The sequence below is a fragment of the Stenotrophomonas sp. STM01 genome, assembly GCF_014852135.1.
Classification (GTDB): Bacteria; Pseudomonadota; Gammaproteobacteria; order Xanthomonadales; family Xanthomonadaceae; genus Stenotrophomonas; species Stenotrophomonas capsici.
This window is the reverse complement of record NZ_JACVBA010000007.1, coordinates 22,605-40,168: the sequence shown is the minus strand read 5'-3', so window position 1 is coordinate 40,168 and position 17,564 is coordinate 22,605. Positions and strand designations below refer to the sequence as shown.

The following is a 17,564-nucleotide window of genomic DNA, read 5'->3' as shown; positions in this document are numbered from 1 at the left end:
CCGCCGGCCCGGCCGGGGCGGCCGCTGCGGCGGCCACCGCCACCGGCGTGATCCGCATGCCCGGCGCACGCAGCGCGCGGTTCACCGTCACTTCGGTCTCGCGGTAGATCTCGGCCACTTCCTCCGGCGCGCCGTAGCTGCCGGCGACACCGGCGATGACCTCCGCCTCGGTCTTGCCGGCCTGCTCGGCCAGTTCCGAGCGCAGGTACTCCTCCGCGTCGTACAGCGCGTCCTGGATCATCGCCGGATCGGCACCGGCCAGCGCCGCGCGCAGTTGCTCCAGGTACTCGGGGATGGTGGTGGGAAGCGGCCTTGCGTGGTTGTCAGCGTTCATCAGTGGATTCCCTCCAGTACGTACTGCAAAGAGTTGCGAGTGGCATCCCAGGCGGCGATCCACTGCCGCAGCGCGGCGCGGCCGTCATCGTTGATACGGTAGTAACGTCGCGGCGGCCCGGACACCGAGGGCTCGACATGGCTTTCCAACAGCCCGGCACCTTCCAGGTTGCGCAGCACCGGGTACAGGGCGCTCTGCTTGCCACTGAGCACGCCCTCCCCGACGCGCTCCAGCTCCTTGGCGATCAGGTAGCCGTACAGCGGCTCCGAAGCCTTGGCCAACACCGCCAGCAGCGCCAGCGAGACCGTGCCGGAGCTCAGTTCCTTCTGGAACTTGCGTAGCTGGGCATCCAGGTCACTCATCGCCCCACTCCTTCCAACTAGCCTGAAGCGAATACTAGTGTTGAGTTCGGTATAGCGAATGTGCCGGTAGTCATCCCACCTTGCGTCATGCCGCTGGCCGGCGGCGCGGGCAATCGCGCAGAATCGGCCCACACCCAATCCGGAATGCGCCCGATGACGCTTCGCCCCTCGCTGTTGGCCCTGGCCCTGATGTTGTCCCCGCTGCCGCTGCTGGCCGCCGATGCCCCCGCCAAGTACCGCAGCGCGCAGGAGATCATCGACGCCTCGCCTGCCAGCGACTGGCACACCCCGGCCGCGGAGAACCTGCTGTACATGAACCTGGCCGGTGGCCGGGTCATCATCGAACTGGCGCCGGCGTTCGCCCCGGAACATGCCGGCAACATCCGCACCCTGGCACGCGAGCATTTCTGGGACGGGCTCAGCATCTACCGTTCGCAGGACAACTTCGTGGTCCAGTTCGGCGATGCCGATGCCGACGACACCGCCAAGGCCAAGTCGATGGGCAGCGCCAAGCCGCACCTGCCGGCCGAGTTCCAGCGCCCGGCGCAGGGGCTGGCGTTCACCGCCCTGCCCGACCGCGACGGCTGGGCAGCGAAGACCGGCTTCGTCGGTGACTTCGCGGTCGGCAGCGATGGCGGGAAGGCATGGCTGGCCCATTGCTATGGTGCGCTGGGTGCCGGCCGCAACAATGACGAGGACAGCAGCGTCGGCGCGGAGCTGTACGTGGTCACCGGGCAATCGCCGCGCCAGCTGGACCGCAACATCACCGTGGTCGGGCGCGTGCTCAAGGGCATGGAGTTGTTGAGCACCATCACCCGCGGCCCGGATCCGATGGGCTTCTACGAGAATGCCGCCGAGCGCACGCCGATCATCTCGATCCAGCTGGCCAGCGAGCTTCCGGCCGACCAGCGTGTGCCACTGCAGGTGCTGCGCACCGATTCCAAAACCTTCGCCGATGCGGTGGAAGCGCGCCGCAACCGCGTGGACGGCTTCTACAAGCGTGCCGCCGGGCACATCGACCTGTGCAACATCCCGCTGCCGGTACGCGTGGGTGCGGCGGTGAAATAAGCGGTCGACCCGGGCGGCAAGGCCTGCCCGAAGTGGATCACGCGGGCCAGCTCTGCCCCTGCCCGGTCCTGCCATTTGCTCCGCAAAGGAGAGGACCGGGCGCAAGGCGCCCCCGCCGCCCTGCATCCACGCTTGACAGCACGGCGCGCCCGTGCAATTAATCAATTAACGAATTAGTTAAGTGATTACCCATGGCTGCCGACCAGATCTTTGAAGCCCTGGCCTCGCGTCCACGCCGCGAGATCCTGGCCTACCTGTCCGCGCAGGAACTCACCGCCGGCGAGATCGGCCAGCGCTTCGACATGAGCGCACCGGCCATCTCCCGCCACCTGTCGGTGCTGGCTGCCGCCGGGTTGGTCACCAGCGAGCGCCGCGGCCAGTTCGTCTATTACCGGCTCACCCCGGACAACATGGTCAACACCCTCAGCAGGTTCGCCTTCGAGGTCTGCCCCACGGCCGGCCCGCTGCAACGCGAATCGCGCCGCAAGGCCAAGGCCAAACCCGCTACCTGATCGCCATCGAGGCACGCCATGGAACGCACCCGCACGACCCGCGACCGCAGTTTTCCCCGTGTCTCGATTGCCGCCGCCGATGGAAGGCGGGCGGTGGAAGTCACCCTGCTCAGCCAGCTTGATCCTGGTGCCGGCGATGCGCTGGCCCTGCGTGCCGGCCAGCGCCAGCAGCATCACCCGCAGTTCAACGATGCGCTCGATGAGCCATCGGTACGCCTGTCCGCACCCGACTTCGCGGCACACGATCCCGCCTCGCTGTACACCTTTTCGGTCGGCAGCGCCGGCCATCCGTTCCATCGGCACGCCGGCCCGCGCCTGTTCACCGCGGTCAGCGGCAGCGGCGGCGCACGGCTGCGATTCATCCCGGCCACCCCATCGGCCGAGGCCGGTGCGCTGGAAGGCCTGCGCCACGTCGAGATCCCCGCCGACTGCCTGTTCACCGTACGCATGGCGGCACGCACCTGGCACCAGTTCCAGCCCCTGCACGGCAACGGGCAGCACCCGGCCTTGTTCGCGGTGTCGTGCCACCCGGACGAAACCGCCGGTGAGCTGGACCCGGCCACCCGCGCACAGGTCGGTCGCGGCGAAGCGGACCTGGCCAGCCTGACCGAACTGCTGCCTCCGGCGCTGCTGCAGGCGCTGTCGCAGCTCGACCCGGCCAAGGCGCCGGTCCCGACCACCACGCTGGGCTTCACCCACGCGATGGACACGTCCTGGTGCATCGGCCTGTGTGCGCACCTGCGTCGGCATGTCGGCCGGGCGCGCCAGACGCTCGCCCGCCTGTGCCGGCTGCATGGGATTGTCGGCCAGGACCTGCCCGCGCTGCGCACGTGCACACTGCCTGCCCTGCCCGCACGCTCCCTGCTCGCCGCGCAATTGCACGGTCATCACCACCAGGACAGCGTGCAGATCCGCATCGACACCCGCTGGCTCGGGCGGCAGTCGCCGGAACACCTGCTGGTACGCCTGCTGGAGGCCTTCATCGAACAGCCGGCCGCGCCGGTCAGCGGCCTGATGCGGTTCCGCAACCTGCTGGTCAAGCCGCTGGGGTTGCGCACGTCCACGCTGGGCTGCCCGGTGTCGTCGCTGCTCAACGATTCGGCGGCACAGCGCTTCGCGCTACGCTTCCCGGTGCTGGACGCCCAGGTCGACGCCGAGCACGCGCAGGTGCTGCTGGGGGCCGACGATCGCCACCTTGGGTTCCGCAGCGGTGTCTCGGTGCAGCGCGACGGCGATGGCATGCTGTTCACGCTGTCCACGCGGGTGCGCTGCCGCAACCTGTTCGGCCGCGCCTACATGGGGGTGGTGGACCCGGTGCATCGGCACTACATCGCGCCGCGGATGCTGCAGTCGGCGGTGGCTGCGCTGGTACGCGCGGAAGAACGGGAGATGGCGCCGGCCGGCGCAGCCTGAGCCGCCGCATCGTTCAGGCGATGGAACGATCCGGCCACCGGCCCGACCTACCGGCCGATACCTCCAGCAGCTAACGTAGGCCCATCCCTACTACCGGAGCAGCTGCCATGGCACACGTCACCATCGAATCCACCGATACCGATTACGCGCATGCCATCAGCAACGGCAAGCACCAGTTGATCGCCGATGAACCACCAAGCCTGGGCGGACAGGGGGCCGGCATGGCGCCGTTCGACCTGTACCTGGCCTCGTTGGCCTCATGCACGGCGATTACCTTGCGCATGTATGCACAGAAGAAAGGCTGGGACCTGGGCAAGTTCAGCGCCGAGCTGACCTCCAGCCGCGACGAAGCCGGTAAGCTGCAGGTGCATCGCGTGCTGTCGGCCACCGGCCCACTGAGCGATGCGCAATGGGAACGCCTGCTGGACGTGGTCCAGCGCACGCCGGTGACCCTGGTGATGCGCGAAGGCGCCACCATCACCAGCGAACGCCGCAGCTGAAGAGGAACTACACGCATGTATACGATCGTCGTGCTCTGGGACAACGACAACGCCGAAGTCACCCAGTGGGAAGACGCCCCGATGGTGACCACCTGGAAGGACCGCGAGATCTCGCTGCGTGCTGGTCCGCGTGAGCGGGTGGATGAACACGGCACGGTCAGCCAGGTGGCGGTCTACCTGCCCGACGAGCTGAACGAGGAAGAGTTCCAGGAGCTGTTCGCCGTGCACGAGAAGCAGGTACCGGAACTGCACCTGCACGGCTGACCGCCTCCTACGGTTGAATGAACAACGGCGCCTTTCGGCGCCGTTGTCGTTCAGCCCTTCTTCGCGCGGCGCCGGCGCAGCCACACGCGCAGGCACCACAACAGGAAGCCGCCGACGATCAGCAGCGGCAACAGGCCCGCCGCCACGCGGATCATGTAGGCCAGGCTGGTGGTGAATATCTCGCCGAAATCGCCGAATGCACGGCCGATCTCGCTGCGATTGCGTTGGCTGTTGGTCGACTCGAAATCCAGGGTGACCAACTGGGTGTCGATACGACGATGCTGTTGCGCGGCGTCGCGGTCGGCCTGCTGCAACCCGGCCTCGATCTCGGACAGCCGCTGCGAGAGGGTCAACAGGTCGGCCACCGCCAGGTCACTGCGCTGCTGGTACTGGACCAGGCGCGCATGCTCGTTCTTCAGGCGATCCTGCATCAACCGGGTATCGGCCACCTGCTGGGCCAGGTCCTCGGCCTCGGTGTCGCGGTTGGTGACCTCGCCCTTGTCGGCGGCCAGGGCGATCAGTGGCTCCACGCCCTTGGGGGCGATGCGCACCTTGATCGTCCCGCGCGGCGCGTCGCCGGCCTGCTGCGAGACATTCAACACGGCGCAGTCGCCGAACGTCGCGCCCTGGCAGGCCTCGGCCACCGCCTTCACCCGCGGCGCGATCTCCTTGCCCGGCAGCTGCAGCTGCACGGTGTGTTCATAGGCCAGGAAGGCCCCTTCCGGCGATTGCACCGCCTCGGCCGCCACCGCGCCGGCGCTGGCCATTTCATGCTTGCCGCAGCCGGCCAATGCCAGCAATGCGCCCAACCCGACCGCCCAGCCCATTCCCTGCAGATACTTCATGCGTCCTTGTTCCCCGTGAATTGATCGTGCCGCGCAAGCATAACCACCTGCCTGAATACGAACGCTAAGGAAATGTGCAGGCGCGGTGGCGCCTGCCCCTGCCCGATCCGGCACGGCCCGCCCAACCAACGGCAGGTGCGCCCCGCCCCGCACCCGGCCTATGCTCGGGGTTTCCCAACGCTCCAGGATCAACGATGCGCAAGCACCTGCTCGCCGCCGCCCTGCTCGCCGGCCTGGCCGGTTGCCAGGACGGCCAAGCCCCCACCGCTCCGACCGCCAGCACCGAGCAGGCCGGCCAGAGCCAGGCCGACGCCCAGTTCGCCGAACTGTCGAAGAAGGCGCTGGATACCTGGATGCAGCTGTCCCCGGTCAGCGCCACCCAGATCGGCGACCACCGCTACGACGGCGAGCTCGACGACCTCAGCGCCGACGGCCAGAAGAAGAGCCTGGAAGCCAGCAAGGCCCTGCTCGCCGACCTGGACAAGGTCGACGTCAGCAAGCTCGGCCGCGAGAACCAGGTCGACGCCGCGATCCTGCGCAACCAGTTGCAGTCCGATATCTGGAACAACGAAACCCTGCAGTCCTGGCAGTGGGATCCGCAGGTCTACAACGGCCTGGCCGGCAGTGCCATCTACGGCCTGATGGCCCGCGAGTTCGCGCCGCTGCCCGAGCGCCTGAAGTCGGCCACCGCGCGCATCGAGAAGATCCCGCAGATCTTCGCCGCCGCCCGTGCCAACCTGGACCCGGCCCGCGTGCCGAAGATCCACGCCGAGACCGTTGCCAAACAGAACAAGGGCATCCTCAGCCTGGTCGAGACCTTCATCACGCCCAACATCGGCCAGCTCGAGGCCGCCGACCAGCAGCGCCTGACCGCTGCCATCGACGCCCTCAACAAGGCCGTGGCCGAGCAGCAGGAATGGCTGGACAAGACCCTGGTGCCGAACGCCAAGGGCGATTTCCGCATCGGTGCGGAGAAGTACGACCAGAAGCTGAAGTTCTCGCTCAACTCCTCGCTCTCGCGCGCCGAGATCGGCGAGCGTGCCCGCGCCGAGCTGACCCGCGTGCGCGCGGACATGTACGGCATCGCCCAGCAGGTGCTGAAGGACAAGCCGGGCGCACCGGAAATGCCGGCCAACCCGACCGACGACCAGCAGCAGAAGGCCATCGAGGCCGCGCTGGAACTGGCCTATGCCGACAAGCCGGCGCGCGACAAGGTGGTCGACGACGCCAAGGCCTCCCTGGCCCAGTCCACCGAGTTCGTGCGCACGCATGACCTGATGACCCTGCCCGATGCACCGGTGGACATCATCCTGATGCCGGAGTTCCAGCGCGGCGTGGCCGTGGCCTACTGCGACTCGCCGGGCCCGCTGGACAAGAACCTGAAGACCTTCTACGCCGTCTCGCCGATCCCGGACGACTGGAACGACAAGCAGGTTGACTCGTTCCTGCGCGAGTACAACAGCCGCATGATCCACCTGCTGTCGATCCACGAAGGCACGCCGGGCCATTACCTGGAAGGCTGGCACTCGGGCAAGTTCCCGTCCACGCTGCGCGCCGTGCTGCGTTCGGGCCTGTTCGCCGAAGGCTGGGCGGTGTACACCGAGCGCATGATGCAGGAACAGGGCTACCTGGATAACGACCCGCTGTTCCACCTGGTGCAGCTGAAGTTCTACCTGCGCACGATCTCCAACGCCATCCTCGACCAGGGCGTGCACGTGGACAACTGGAGTCGCGAGCAGGCCATGCACCTGATGACCCACGACGCCTTCCAGCAGGAAAGCGAAGCGGCCGGCAAGTGGGTGCGTGCGCAGCTGACCTCGGCCCAGCTGCCGACCTACTTCGTCGGTGCACAGGAACACTTCGACACCCGCAAGGCGGTGCAGGACAAGCAGGGGGCCAACTTCAACCTGAAGGCCTACCACGACCAGATCCTGTCCTACGGCGCACCGCCGGTGCGTTTCGCCCGCCAGCTGATGCTGGACCAGCCGATCCAGTAAGCACGCGGCCGGCTGTACGTTCCCTGCCAACGCCCGGGTTCTTCCGGGCGTTGGCTTTTCCGGCAGGCGTCCGCACGCACGGACCGCTCGCAGACGGTGGTGCAATCCCCCCCTGCCCGCCCCAAAGCGTACCGCCATGAACCTTGCCGCCGTCGAGATCAAGGCCTCCGTTCCCGCGCGCGAGCTCGTCCGGTCCATGGCGTCCTACACGATGCTGGGCTTCGAGATCCCGTGGTCTTCCGACGCGCTGGCCTACGTGCGGCACGGTGGCACCCGCTTCCTGCTGCAGCCGTTCTTCGTGGCCGAGCATGCCGGCAATTTCATGATGCACCTGCGGGTGGAAAACGCCGATGACTGGCATCGGCACGTCCATGAAAGCGGTGTGATCGAACGCTTCCAGACCCGGGTGAGCGCGGTTGCCGACCAACCCTGGGACATGCGCGACTTCACGCCGGTCGATCCTGCCGGCGTGCTGTGGCGCATCGGGCACAACCTCTGAGCCATCACCGGCCATTGCCGATGCACTGGATGGACGGGCATCACGCGCGTAGCATCGCTGCGTCATGACCACGCTCGACACCCGCCTTCCGCCACCGATCGTGCTGTTGCTGTGCGGCCTGCTCGCCTGGTTGTGTGCCCACCAACTGCCGGGCTTCGCCTTTTCCCTGCCGATGCGGGTCACCATCGTCACCGTGACGGCGACCGCCGGGGTACTGCTCAACCTGGTGCCCAAGCTGCTGTTCCAGCGCGCCGGCACCACGGTCAACCCACTACGCCCGCAGCGTACGGCGCACTTGGTGACGCACGGCGTCTACCGCTTCACCCGCAACCCCATGTACCTGGGCCAGGCGCTGGTCCTGCTGGCCGCCTGCCTGTGGCTGCGCAATGCCGTCGCGCTGGGGGTGGTCCCTGTCTTCATCGCCTACATCACACGCTTCCAGATCCTCCCGGAGGAACGTCATCTGGCACAGCGTTTCGGCCCTGCCTTCGACGCCTTCCGTGCCCACACGCGACGCTGGCTGTAAGGCCCTCACCCCTGAAGGAATGCTGCATGCCCCTCGACCGTGAACAACTGCTGCGCCAGGCGAACGCCGTCCTCGACTGGAACCGCCGGCATCTGAATGCCACCTCGGTGCTGAGCGAAGCGCAGGTTGGCGAATGCTTCGCCGAGCACTTCGTGGTCGAGCCGAATGGGCGCCACTACGCCGCCAGCCGTGCCGACTACCTGGCTTTCCTCAACGGCATGAAGGCCGGCATGGCGGGCATCGACTACGACGTCGACCACGCGCTGGCCGATGGCGATGCCGTCACCCTGTCGATGCGGGCGCACATCGCCTACGGCGACGGCCGCCGCGAACACTTCCGCGCGATGCTGCTGATGCGCTTCGACGCGGATGGCAAGGTCGTGCTGTGGCACGAGGTCTACGTCCCCCTGCCGGCAGCCACCTGACGTCGGCAGTACTGCACAACCCGCATCGCCGTGGTGGCCTCATCCACCACCGCAGGGCAAGCCCCAACCACCGAGGCACCATGGAAACGATCGATTGGAATGATTTCACCAAGGTCGAACTGCGCGTCGGCCGCATCATTGCCGCCGAGCCGTTCGCCGAAGCCCGCAAGCCTGCCTACAAGCTGCAGGTCGACTTCGGCCCGGAACTGGGCGTGCGCAAGTCCAGCGCCCAGATCACCGCCCTGTACGACCCCGCCACGCTGGTTGGCAAGCAAGTGGTGGCGGTGGTCAATTTCCCGCCCAAGCAGATCGGCCCGATCATGTCCGAATGCCTGGTCACCGGCTTCCACGATGCCGAAGGCCGGGTCAGCCTGTGCGTGCCCGAGCACGACGTCCCGCTGGGCACGCGGCTGCTGTGAGGCCGCCGGTGGATCCCGACGGCGCCCTCACGCCGTCGGCCGATACTGTGCGGCAACCACGTACCCACCACTGACTGGCAGAAACCACACATGGGCAAGGGCAGGCTTGAAGCATTCAGTGATGGGGTCATGGCCATCATCATCACCATCATGGTGCTGGAGGTGAAAACGCCGGAGGGCGGCACCCTGCAGGCCTTGCGCCCGCTGATCCCCACCCTGCTGGCCTACCTGCTCAGCTTCATCTACGTGGGCATCTACTGGAACAACCATCACCACCTGCTGCAGGCCTGCAAGCGCATCTCCGGCAGCGTGCTGTGGGCCAACCTGCACCTGCTGTTCTGGTTGTCGCTGCTGCCGTTCGCCACGCGCTGGATGGATGACTACTACCTGCTGCCGCTGCCTACCGCCGCCTACGGCTGCGTACTGCTGGCCGCGGCCATCGCCTATGCATTCCTGCAACAACGCATCGTTGCCGCCGAAGGCAGGGAGTCGACCCTGCGCGAGGTACTCGGCCGGGACTGGAAGGGAAAACTGTCGCCGCTGCTCTACCTCACCGGCATCGTCGTCAGTTTCGTGCAGGTGCATGTCGCGCAGGCGATCTACGTCGGCGTGGCACTGATGTGGCTGATCCCCGACCGTCGCATCGAGCGCGGGCTGGCCGTCGACCCTCCCGCCCCCTGATCCTGGCCGGCAGGCCCGTGCGATCATGCGCCGACCTGGACACTGGCAGCGGCATGAACGACACCCCCGATGAACTGGAGCAGATCCATCACCGCGCCTATGCCGCGGTGGATGATGGCGCGCTGGAAGACGCCGCACGCGATTTCGGCAGCCTGCTCCAGCATCACCCGGACAACCGCTACTACCACTACATGCAGGGGCTGGTGCACAAGTACCTGCTGGACTGGCCCGCCTCGCTGCGGCACAACCTGCAGGCCATCGCCCTGAACGAGGAACACGGCCAGGCCGAGCATTGGAACGCGGCCATCGCCGCCACCGCGCTCGGCCGCTGGGACACCGTGCGTGAACTATGGACCGCCTGCGGCATCGCCCTGCCCGGAACCGAAGGCCCGATCGATGGCGACTTCGGCGTGGCCGTGGTTCGCCTGAACCCCTGGCAGGGTGGCGAGACCGTCTTCGTGCGCCGCGTTGATCCGGTGCGCGCACGCGTGCTCAACGTACCGCTGCCGGAAAGCGGCCACCGCTTCGGCGACATCGTGCTGCACGATGGTGCGTCGACCGGCAGCCGCTTCGACGGCGAGCGCGAGGTGCATGTGTTCAACCAGTTGGGCCGGCTGGTGCCGTCGTTGTTCCAGACCTTCGTGGTGTTCGTTCGCGCCGATGGCCAGGACGACCTGGATGCGCTGCTGCGGGCGACCGTGCCCGGCATCGGCCACGCCGAGGACTGGACGCGCAGCATCCGCCACTACTGCCTGCGTTGCAGTTACGGTGCGCCGCATCAGCACGCCGCGCAGGAAGACGCCGCGTGGCAGGCCGAGCGCAACCTCGGCGTCGCCGCGCAGAGCCGCAGGTCGGTGGAGAAGCTGCTCAGGGATTGGGCCGATGGCCATGCCGGGCGTCACGTTGACGCCATCGAAACACGCGAACGTGCGCCCCCGCCCCCGGTGGCCGGCAGCGCCTGGTGGCAGTCCCTCGAGGACGAGGGTGAAGAAGACGACGCGGACGAGGAAGAATGAGTCAACGGGCGCAGCGTTGATCGCAGCGCCCGTTGCCACTCACGCGCCTGCGAACACCGGCTCCAGCAGTTCGAATGTGCCGGCATCGGCGTCCATCGCCACCTTGCCGCCGACCGGCACGATGAACTGCTCGCGGATGTGGCCGATCATCGCACCGCGATAGGCCGGGATCTTCAGCGGCAGGATGTAGTCGTCGAAGATCTGGTCCAGCGTCAGCGAGCCGTAACCGTCGCCCGGCGTGCAATCGGTGCATTCGCCGAAGATGAAGCCGGCGACCTTGTCCAGCGCGCCCATCAGCTTCAACGTGCTGAACATGCGGTCGATGCGGTAAGGCGCCTCTTCCACGTCCTCCAGGAACAGGATCTTGCCGGTGAAGTCCGGCAGGTACGGCGACCCGGCCAAGGCGGTCAGCACGGTGAGGTTGCCGCCGACCAACTCGCCTTGGGCCGTGCCACCGCGCAGGGTCAGCGTGCGGTTGCGGCGCGGCACCAGCTCGTCGTCGGCATCCACCACCGGGTTCTGGTAGTGCATCAGCTCGCGCTTGAAGAACAGGCGCTCGAACTGGTCGGCGTTGAAGCGGTTCCAGGTGCCCGAGCCGATCTGCCCATGGAACGTCACCAACCCGGTCCGGGCCTGGATGGCGCTGTGCAGGGCGGTGATGTCCGAGTAACCCAGCAGGATCTTGGGGTTGGCGCGGATGCGGGCGTAGTCCAGCAGCGGCAGCAGCCGCGCGGCACCGGAGCCACCCCGCACGCAGACGATCGCCTTGACCTGCGTGTCGGCGAACATCGCGTTGAGGTCACCGGCGCGCTCGGCATCGGTACCGGCCAGGTGGCCATGGCGCGCGTCGTAGTGTGCGCCGGTCTTCACCTTCAGGCCGAACGCTTCCATCGCTTCGCGCGCCAGCTGCAGGCTCAATCGATCGCTGCTGGCCGAGGACGGGCTGACCAGCCCGACGGTGTCGCCCTTGTTCAGGGCCGGCGGCAGCAGACGCCCACGCGGCGCTGCCATCGCGCCCTGCAGGCCGAGCAGCGGCAGCGTGGCTGCCAAGGCGGTACCACCGATGAAACGCCGTCTATCCATGTTGCTGCCTACAGTAAAAAGAAACGGTTCCCAATTGTGGACCCATGCGATCACCCTTGCCCTGCGTCCTGATCCAAGCGCTGCCTCAGGTCCTCCAGCGACCTGGCTCGCTGACGCAGTCTCGTCAATTTGGTCGCCGGGTGCTCTGCCCACATGATCTCCGCACCGTCATCAAGGGGTTCGTAGATTGGAAGCAACTCGGTAACCCCCTCAAAGAGCCATTGCACTGGGATACCTTGATCGCCGCCTTTGTAGGGTGATGTCGCCTCCATACCAACCGCAATCACCTTCTCGTATGCGATTGCAAAGCTATCGGCCTTCACGATGACGGTGTTCTCCCAGACCGTGAATTCCGCATCAGGATCGTCGTTCTCAAACGCATCCAACTCAACGAAGCGCAACTGATACGAACCGACGTACCAGCCGACCGGGGACACATCCTTTGAATATTCAGCCATGCCTCGCGCGCCCACTTCATCAAGACGTTGGCGAAGAATAACAGCCGATTTCGCCCCCGCGGGGCCATCTATCCGGGCTGGCGACTTCGGCTCGGCAGCACGGGCTTCGTGCCGAGCATGGCTCGGCACTACCCGCTTCGATTACATGTTGCGGCGGTACTCGCCACCCACGTCGTACAGGGCATGGCTGATCTGGCCCAGGCTGTGGGTCTTGACCGCCTCGATCAGCGCTTCGAACACATTGCGGCGATCACGCGCGGTCTTCTGCAGATACGCCAAGCCATGGCCGTCATGCACATCGCTTTCATCAGCCGCCACGCCTTCAACCTCATGCGAATGCGAGGTCTCGCCGGCCGGTGCCAGCGCGTTGCGGTTGCGCTGCCAGTTGTGCACGTTCTCGATCTGCTGGCCCTTCTCTTCCTCGGTCGAGCGGATCAGCTCGATCTCGGTGGCCACCTCGCCGGCATGCTCCTTGGGCAGGAACATGTTGACGCCGACCAGCGGCAGGCTGCCGTCGTGCTTCTTGTGCTCGTAGTACAGCGACTCTTCCTGGATCTTGCCGCGCTGGTACATGGTGTCCATCGCACCCAGCACGCCACCGCGCTCGCTGATCGCCTCGAACTCCTTGTACACGGCCTCCTCGACGATGTCGGTCAGCTTGTCGACGATGAAACTGCCCTGCCACGGGTTCTCGCAGAAGTTCAGCCCCAGCTCCTTGTTGATGATCATCTGGATCGCCACCGCGCGACGCACGCTCTCCTCGGTCGGCGTGGTGATCGCCTCGTCGTAGGCGTTGGTGTGCAGGCTGTTGCAATTGTCGAACAGCGCATACAGCGCCTGCAACGTGGTGCGGATGTCGTTGAACTGGATCTCCTGCGCGTGCAGCGAGCGGCCGGAGGTCTGGATGTGGTACTTCATCATCTGGCTGCGTTCGTTGGCGCCATAACGCTCGCGCATCGCCCGCGCCCAGATGCGGCGCGCCACGCGGCCGATCACGGTGTACTCCGGGTCCATGCCATTGGAGAAGAAGAACGACAGGTTGGGCGCGAAGTCATCGATCCTCATGCCACGCGCCAGGTAGTACTCGACGATGGTGAAACCGTTGGACAGGGTGAAGGCCAACTGGCTGATCGGGTTCGCGCCGGCTTCGGCGATGTGATAGCCGGAGATCGACACCGAGTAGAAGTTGCGTACCTTGTGGTCGACGAAGTACTGCTGGATGTCGCCCATCATCCGCAACGCGAACTCGGTGGAGAAGATGCAGGTGTTCTGCGCCTGGTCTTCCTTGAGGATGTCCGCCTGCACGGTGCCGCGCACCGTGGACAACGTCTCGGCCTTGATGCGCGCGTAGGTGTCGGCATCGACCAACTGGTCACCGGTGACACCCAGCAGCGCCAGGCCCAGGCCGTTGTTGGTCGGCGGCAGCTCGCCGTGGTACTGCGGTCGGGTGCGGCCTTCGAAGATCCTCGCGATCTTCGCCTCGGCCTCGGTCCAGCGCGCCGGGTCTTCCTGCAGGTACTTCTCGACCTGCTGGTCGATGGCGGTGTTCATGAACATCGCCAGGATCATCGGCGCCGGGCCGTTGATGGTCATCGACACCGAGGTGGTCGGCGCGCACAGGTCGAAGCCGGAGTACAGCTTCTTCATGTCGTCCAGCGTGGGGATGTTGACGCCGGAGTTGCCGATCTTGCCGTAGATATCCGGGCGCGGCGCCGGGTCCTCGCCATACAGCGTCACGCTGTCGAAGGCGGTGGACAGGCGCGCGGCCGGCTGGCCGACGCTGAGGTAATGGAAGCGGCGGTTGGTGCGCTCGGGCGTGCCTTCGCCGGCGAACATGCGGATCGGGTCCTCGCCGCTGCGGCGGTACGGGTAGACGCCGCCGGTGTACGGATAGGAACCGGGCAGGTTCTCCTTCTGCAGGAACACCAGCAGCTCGCCCCAGCTGCGGTAGGTGGGCGCGGCGATCTTGGGGATCTGCTGGTGGCTGAGCGACTCGCGGTAGTTCTCCACGCGGATGGTCTTGCCGCGCACCTGGTACTCATTGACCGGTTCGGTGATCGACTTCAGACGCGCGGGCCATTCGCGCAGCAGGCGCAGTGCTTCGGAGTCGAGCGACTGCACGGCATCGTTGTAGCGCTGGCGCAGGGTGCGGATGCTGTTGTCGGCAGCGGCGTCGGCCAGGGCATCGGCCGGGTACAGATCCAGCGCGCCCGGTAAAGCCGCATCACCCAGTTCCTTCAGCGCCTGCCACAGGCTCTGCGCACGCTCGGCCACCTCGGCCTGCGAGTCGATGCGGGCGTTGATGCCACGGCCCTGCTCGGCGATCTCGGCCAGGTAACGCACGCGGCTGCCCGGGATCAGCACGGTGGCGCGCGGCTCCTTGAGCGTCGTATCGATGCGCGGCTGCAGCCCGGCGTCGGCCTTGACCTTCTCGCGCAGCAGGCGGCACAGGTTGGCGAACATCCAGCTGATGCCCGGGTCGTTGAACTGGCTGGCGATGGTCGGGTAGACCGGCACGTCCTCGTCCTTCATCGTGAAGGCGGTGCGGTTGCGCTTCCACTGCTTGCGCACGTCGCGCAGCGCATCCTCGGCGCCGCGCTTGTCGAACTTGTTGAGCACCACCAGCTCGGCGTAGTCGAGCATGTCGATCTTTTCCAGCTGGCTCGGCGCGCCGAAATCGCTGGTCATCACGTACATCGGGAAGTCGACCAGGTCCACGATCTCCGAATCGCTCTGGCCGATGCCGGCGGTCTCGACGATCACCAGGTCGAACTGCAGCGACTTCAGGAAGCCGATGCAATCGCGCAGCACGGTGTTGATCGCCGCGTGCTGGCGGCGGGTGGCCATCGAGCGCATGTACACGCGCTTGGAGCGCAGCGAGTTCATGCGGATGCGGTCGCCCAGCAGCGCGCCACCGGTGCGGCGGCGGGTCGGGTCCACCGAGATCACCGCGATGCGCATCTGCGGGAAGCTGGCCAGGAAGCGGTTGAGCAATTCGTCGGTCACCGAGGACTTGCCGGCGCCGCCGGTGCCGGTGATGCCCACCACCGGCGTCCTGCCGGAGGCCAGCTGCCACTGCTTGCGCAGGTGCGCCAGCTCCGCCTCGGAATGGTCGCCGTCCTCCAGCTGCGACAGCACCCGACCGATGCCGATCTCGTCCTCGATCGCCGGGGCGGTGTCGCCGGACTCCGCAGCGCGGGCGTCGCGCGCCTTGCCCGCGCGCGCCACCACGTCCTCGATCATCTCCACCAGCCCCATCTTCATGCCGTCATTGGGGTGGTAGATGCGCTCCACGCCGTAGGCCTGCAGCTCGCGGATCTCCTCGGGGGTGATGGTGCCGCCGCCACCGCCGAACACCTTGATATGGCCGGCCCCACGCTCCCTGAGCATGTCGACCATGTACTTGAAGTACTCCACGTGGCCGCCCTGGTAGGAGGACAGCGCGATCGCGTCGGCGTCCTCCTGCAGCGCCGCCCGCACCACGTCCTCGACGCTGCGGTTGTGGCCCAGGTGGATGACCTCCGCGCCCTGCGCCTGGATCAGGCGGCGCATGATGTTGATCGCCGCGTCGTGGCCATCGAACAGGCTGGCGGCGGTGACGAAGCGCAGCGGGGTGGACTCCGGCTGGACTTGCGGGAGCTGGGAGGCGGGAGTACTCATGGGCCGTGCAACATCCGGTTTCTGTTGAAACCGATGATAGAACCGCGCGCGCGGCAGGTCAGGTTGCAGCGCAGCGTGACCTTTTCGCCGTTTGCGCTATCGGGTGATGGCGACGCCCCCTGTCTGGGCAAAGCCAAGCGCCCAGTCAGGCACTACCGTCCTGAACATTCCCCTACCGGGAATGGATTAGAATGGCGGCCCGCGACCCCCGTCCTGCACACGAGGAAGTCGCATTTTTTGTTTTCCGGCCTGCTGTTTGCCTGCAGGATCACTGACGTTGTGGCAACAAACGCCATCGGAGCTTCCATGCTTTTCGAAACCCTCGAGACTTCCGGCCATGAACAGGTCGTGTTCTGCCAGAACCGCGAAGCCGGCCTGAAGGCAATCATCGCCATCCACAACACCACGCTGGGCCCTGCCTTGGGCGGCGTGCGCATGCGCCCCTACGCCAATACCGACGACGCCCTGCGCGACGTGCTGCGGCTCAGCCGGACCATGACCTACAAGAACGCGCTCGCCGGGCTGAACGTCGGCGGCGGCAAGGCGGTGATCATCGGCGACCCGCGCACCGACAAGAGTGAGGTGCTGTTCCGCGCCTTCGGCCGCCAGGTCGAGGCCCTGGGCGGGCGCTACATCACCGCCGAGGACGTCGGCACCGACGTCAACGACATGGAGAACATCTACCTGGAGACCGGCTACGTCACCGGCGTCCACCAGGTCCATGGCGGCTCCGGCGATCCGGCCCCGTTCACCGCCTATGGCGCCCTGCAGGCACTGATGGCCTCGGTCAAGCGCCAGTTCGGGCACGAGGAGATCGGCAAGCTCGGCATCGCCGTGCAGGGCCTGGGCCATATCGGCATGGAGCTGGTGAAGCTGCTGCGCGAGCGCGGCGCCAAGCTGTACGTGACCGACCTGGACCCGGTGCTGGTGCAGCGCGCGGTCAGCGAGTACGGCTGCGAGGCGGTCAAGCCCGACGCCATCTACGATGTCGCCGCCGACGTGCTGGCGCCCTGCGCGATGGAAGGCGCGATCGACATGGCCACGCTGGACCGGCTCAAGGTCAAGGTCATCTGCGGCACCGCCAACAACCAGCTGGCCAGCCATGCGGTGGGCGACGAGCTGTACAAGCGCGGCGTGCTGTGGGCCCCGGATTACGCGGTCAACGCCGGCGGCGTGATGAATGTGTCGCTGGAGATCGACGGCTACAACCGCGAACGCGCGATGCGCCTGATCCGCAGCATCTACCACAACCTCGGCAGGATCTTCGACCAGTCCGAGCGCGAGGATGTCTCCCCGCAGCGCGCGGCCGACCGCATCGCCGAAGCCCGGCTGGAAGCCATCGGCAAGCTGAAGATGCCGATGGGCCGTTCCACCCCGCGGATGAACCGCCTGCGCGGCGAGTAAGGCGCAGTCTCCCCCTGTGGGAGCGGGATGACAGGGCGGCAACTGCCCACGCGGCGCCTGGCCTCGGCTCAGGGGCTGATGAAGGAAGTAAGGAGAGG

General features: G+C 66.7%; 18 protein-coding genes and 1 pseudogene. 13 read left to right on the top strand and 6 right to left on the bottom strand.

Features of this window, described 5'->3' with window-relative positions; all coding sequences use genetic code 11:
* Together IB227_RS18305 and IB227_RS18300 are read right to left on the bottom strand one after the other, a co-directional pair.
* A pseudogene (locus IB227_RS18305) lies at positions 1-334 on the bottom strand (hypothetical protein); the annotation flags it as partial.
* Positions 334-696, bottom strand: a complete 363-nt coding sequence (locus IB227_RS18300) for a PadR family transcriptional regulator (RefSeq protein WP_132865156.1) — start codon at positions 694-696, stop codon at positions 334-336. The gene IB227_RS18300 and the pseudogene IB227_RS18305, both read right to left, overlap by 1 nt.
* A 189-nt stretch (positions 697-885) precedes the next feature.
* On the opposite strand from IB227_RS18300, the gene IB227_RS18295 reads away from it, so the two are divergent.
* The 5 genes from IB227_RS18295 to IB227_RS18275 all read left to right on the top strand — a co-directional run bounded on the left by IB227_RS18295 (position 886) and on the right by IB227_RS18275 (position 4,453).
* Positions 886-1,764, top strand: a complete 879-nt coding sequence (locus IB227_RS18295; RefSeq protein ID WP_225591986.1) for a peptidylprolyl isomerase — start codon at positions 886-888, stop codon at positions 1,762-1,764.
* A 191-nt stretch (positions 1,765-1,955) separates the two neighbouring features.
* Complete coding sequence (locus IB227_RS18290; protein WP_057635045.1) at positions 1,956-2,276, top strand: metalloregulator ArsR/SmtB family transcription factor; 321 nt, start codon at positions 1,956-1,958, stop codon at positions 2,274-2,276.
* Between the two features lie 18 nt (positions 2,277-2,294).
* Positions 2,295-3,689 carry a DUF2867 domain-containing protein gene (locus IB227_RS18285; protein ID WP_192288559.1) on the top strand — a complete coding sequence of 465 codons (1,395 nt, stop codon included), beginning with the start codon at positions 2,295-2,297 and terminating at the stop codon, positions 3,687-3,689.
* 107 nt (positions 3,690-3,796) lie between these two features.
* On the top strand, positions 3,797-4,189 hold the full coding sequence (locus IB227_RS18280) for an OsmC family protein (RefSeq protein ID WP_132865159.1): 393 nt from the start codon (positions 3,797-3,799) through the stop codon (positions 4,187-4,189).
* Positions 4,190-4,204: 15 nt separating this feature from the next.
* Positions 4,205-4,453, top strand: coding sequence for a hypothetical protein (locus IB227_RS18275; protein ID WP_132865160.1), 249 nt, complete (start codon positions 4,205-4,207; stop codon positions 4,451-4,453).
* Between the two features lie 50 nt (positions 4,454-4,503).
* Here the strand turns inward: IB227_RS18275 and IB227_RS18270 are convergent, their stop codons facing one another.
* Positions 4,504-5,298 carry a DUF4349 domain-containing protein gene (locus IB227_RS18270; protein WP_225591982.1) on the bottom strand — a complete coding sequence of 265 codons (795 nt, stop codon included), beginning with the start codon at positions 5,296-5,298 and terminating at the stop codon, positions 4,504-4,506.
* A gap of 194 nt (positions 5,299-5,492) precedes the next feature.
* Here IB227_RS18270 and IB227_RS18265 point away from each other — a divergent pair, with 194 nt between their 5' ends.
* The 7 genes from IB227_RS18265 (at position 5,493) to IB227_RS18235 (ending at position 10,861) form a co-directional block, all read left to right on the top strand.
* Positions 5,493-7,295 (top strand): DUF885 domain-containing protein, encoded by a 1,803-nt coding sequence (locus tag IB227_RS18265; RefSeq protein ID WP_132865162.1) that lies wholly within the window; start codon positions 5,493-5,495, stop codon positions 7,293-7,295.
* 136 nt (positions 7,296-7,431) lie between these two features.
* The gene (locus tag IB227_RS18260) at positions 7,432-7,794 is read left to right on the top strand and encodes a glyoxalase (protein WP_192288558.1); all 363 of its coding nucleotides are present in this window, start codon (positions 7,432-7,434) and stop codon (positions 7,792-7,794) included.
* Positions 7,795-7,858: 64 nt separating this feature from the next.
* On the top strand, positions 7,859-8,320 hold the full coding sequence (locus IB227_RS18255; RefSeq protein ID WP_192288557.1) for an isoprenylcysteine carboxylmethyltransferase family protein: 462 nt from the start codon (positions 7,859-7,861) through the stop codon (positions 8,318-8,320).
* A 26-nt stretch (positions 8,321-8,346) separates the two neighbouring features.
* Positions 8,347-8,745, top strand: a complete 399-nt coding sequence (locus IB227_RS18250) for a nuclear transport factor 2 family protein (protein ID WP_192288556.1) — start codon at positions 8,347-8,349, stop codon at positions 8,743-8,745.
* An 80-nt stretch (positions 8,746-8,825) separates the two neighbouring features.
* Positions 8,826-9,164 carry a tRNA-binding protein gene (locus IB227_RS18245; RefSeq protein ID WP_132865165.1) on the top strand — a complete coding sequence of 113 codons (339 nt, stop codon included), beginning with the start codon at positions 8,826-8,828 and terminating at the stop codon, positions 9,162-9,164.
* 90 nt (positions 9,165-9,254) lie between these two features.
* Positions 9,255-9,845, top strand: coding sequence for a TMEM175 family protein (locus IB227_RS18240; RefSeq protein ID WP_192288555.1), 591 nt, complete (start codon positions 9,255-9,257; stop codon positions 9,843-9,845).
* Positions 9,846-9,898: 53 nt separating this feature from the next.
* Positions 9,899-10,861, top strand: coding sequence for a hypothetical protein (locus IB227_RS18235; protein WP_192288554.1), 963 nt, complete (start codon positions 9,899-9,901; stop codon positions 10,859-10,861).
* 39 nt (positions 10,862-10,900) lie between these two features.
* Here the strand turns inward: IB227_RS18235 and IB227_RS18230 are convergent, their stop codons facing one another.
* The 3 genes from IB227_RS18230 to IB227_RS18220 form a co-directional block, all read right to left on the bottom strand.
* On the bottom strand, positions 10,901-11,944 hold the full coding sequence (locus IB227_RS18230; RefSeq protein WP_192288553.1) for an LD-carboxypeptidase: 1,044 nt from the start codon (positions 11,942-11,944) through the stop codon (positions 10,901-10,903).
* A 50-nt stretch (positions 11,945-11,994) separates the two neighbouring features.
* On the bottom strand, positions 11,995-12,402 hold the full coding sequence (locus IB227_RS18225; protein WP_192288552.1) for a DUF4288 domain-containing protein: 408 nt from the start codon (positions 12,400-12,402) through the stop codon (positions 11,995-11,997).
* Between the two features lie 141 nt (positions 12,403-12,543).
* Complete coding sequence (locus IB227_RS18220; RefSeq protein WP_192288551.1) at positions 12,544-16,062, bottom strand: methylmalonyl-CoA mutase family protein; 3,519 nt, start codon at positions 16,060-16,062, stop codon at positions 12,544-12,546.
* A 306-nt stretch (positions 16,063-16,368) separates the two neighbouring features.
* On the opposite strand from IB227_RS18220, the gene IB227_RS18215 reads away from it, so the two are divergent.
* A complete protein-coding gene (locus IB227_RS18215; protein ID WP_132865170.1) occupies positions 16,369-17,466 on the top strand; it encodes a Glu/Leu/Phe/Val dehydrogenase dimerization domain-containing protein in 1,098 nt (365 codons plus the stop codon).
* Positions 17,467-17,564 lie beyond the last annotated feature (98 nt).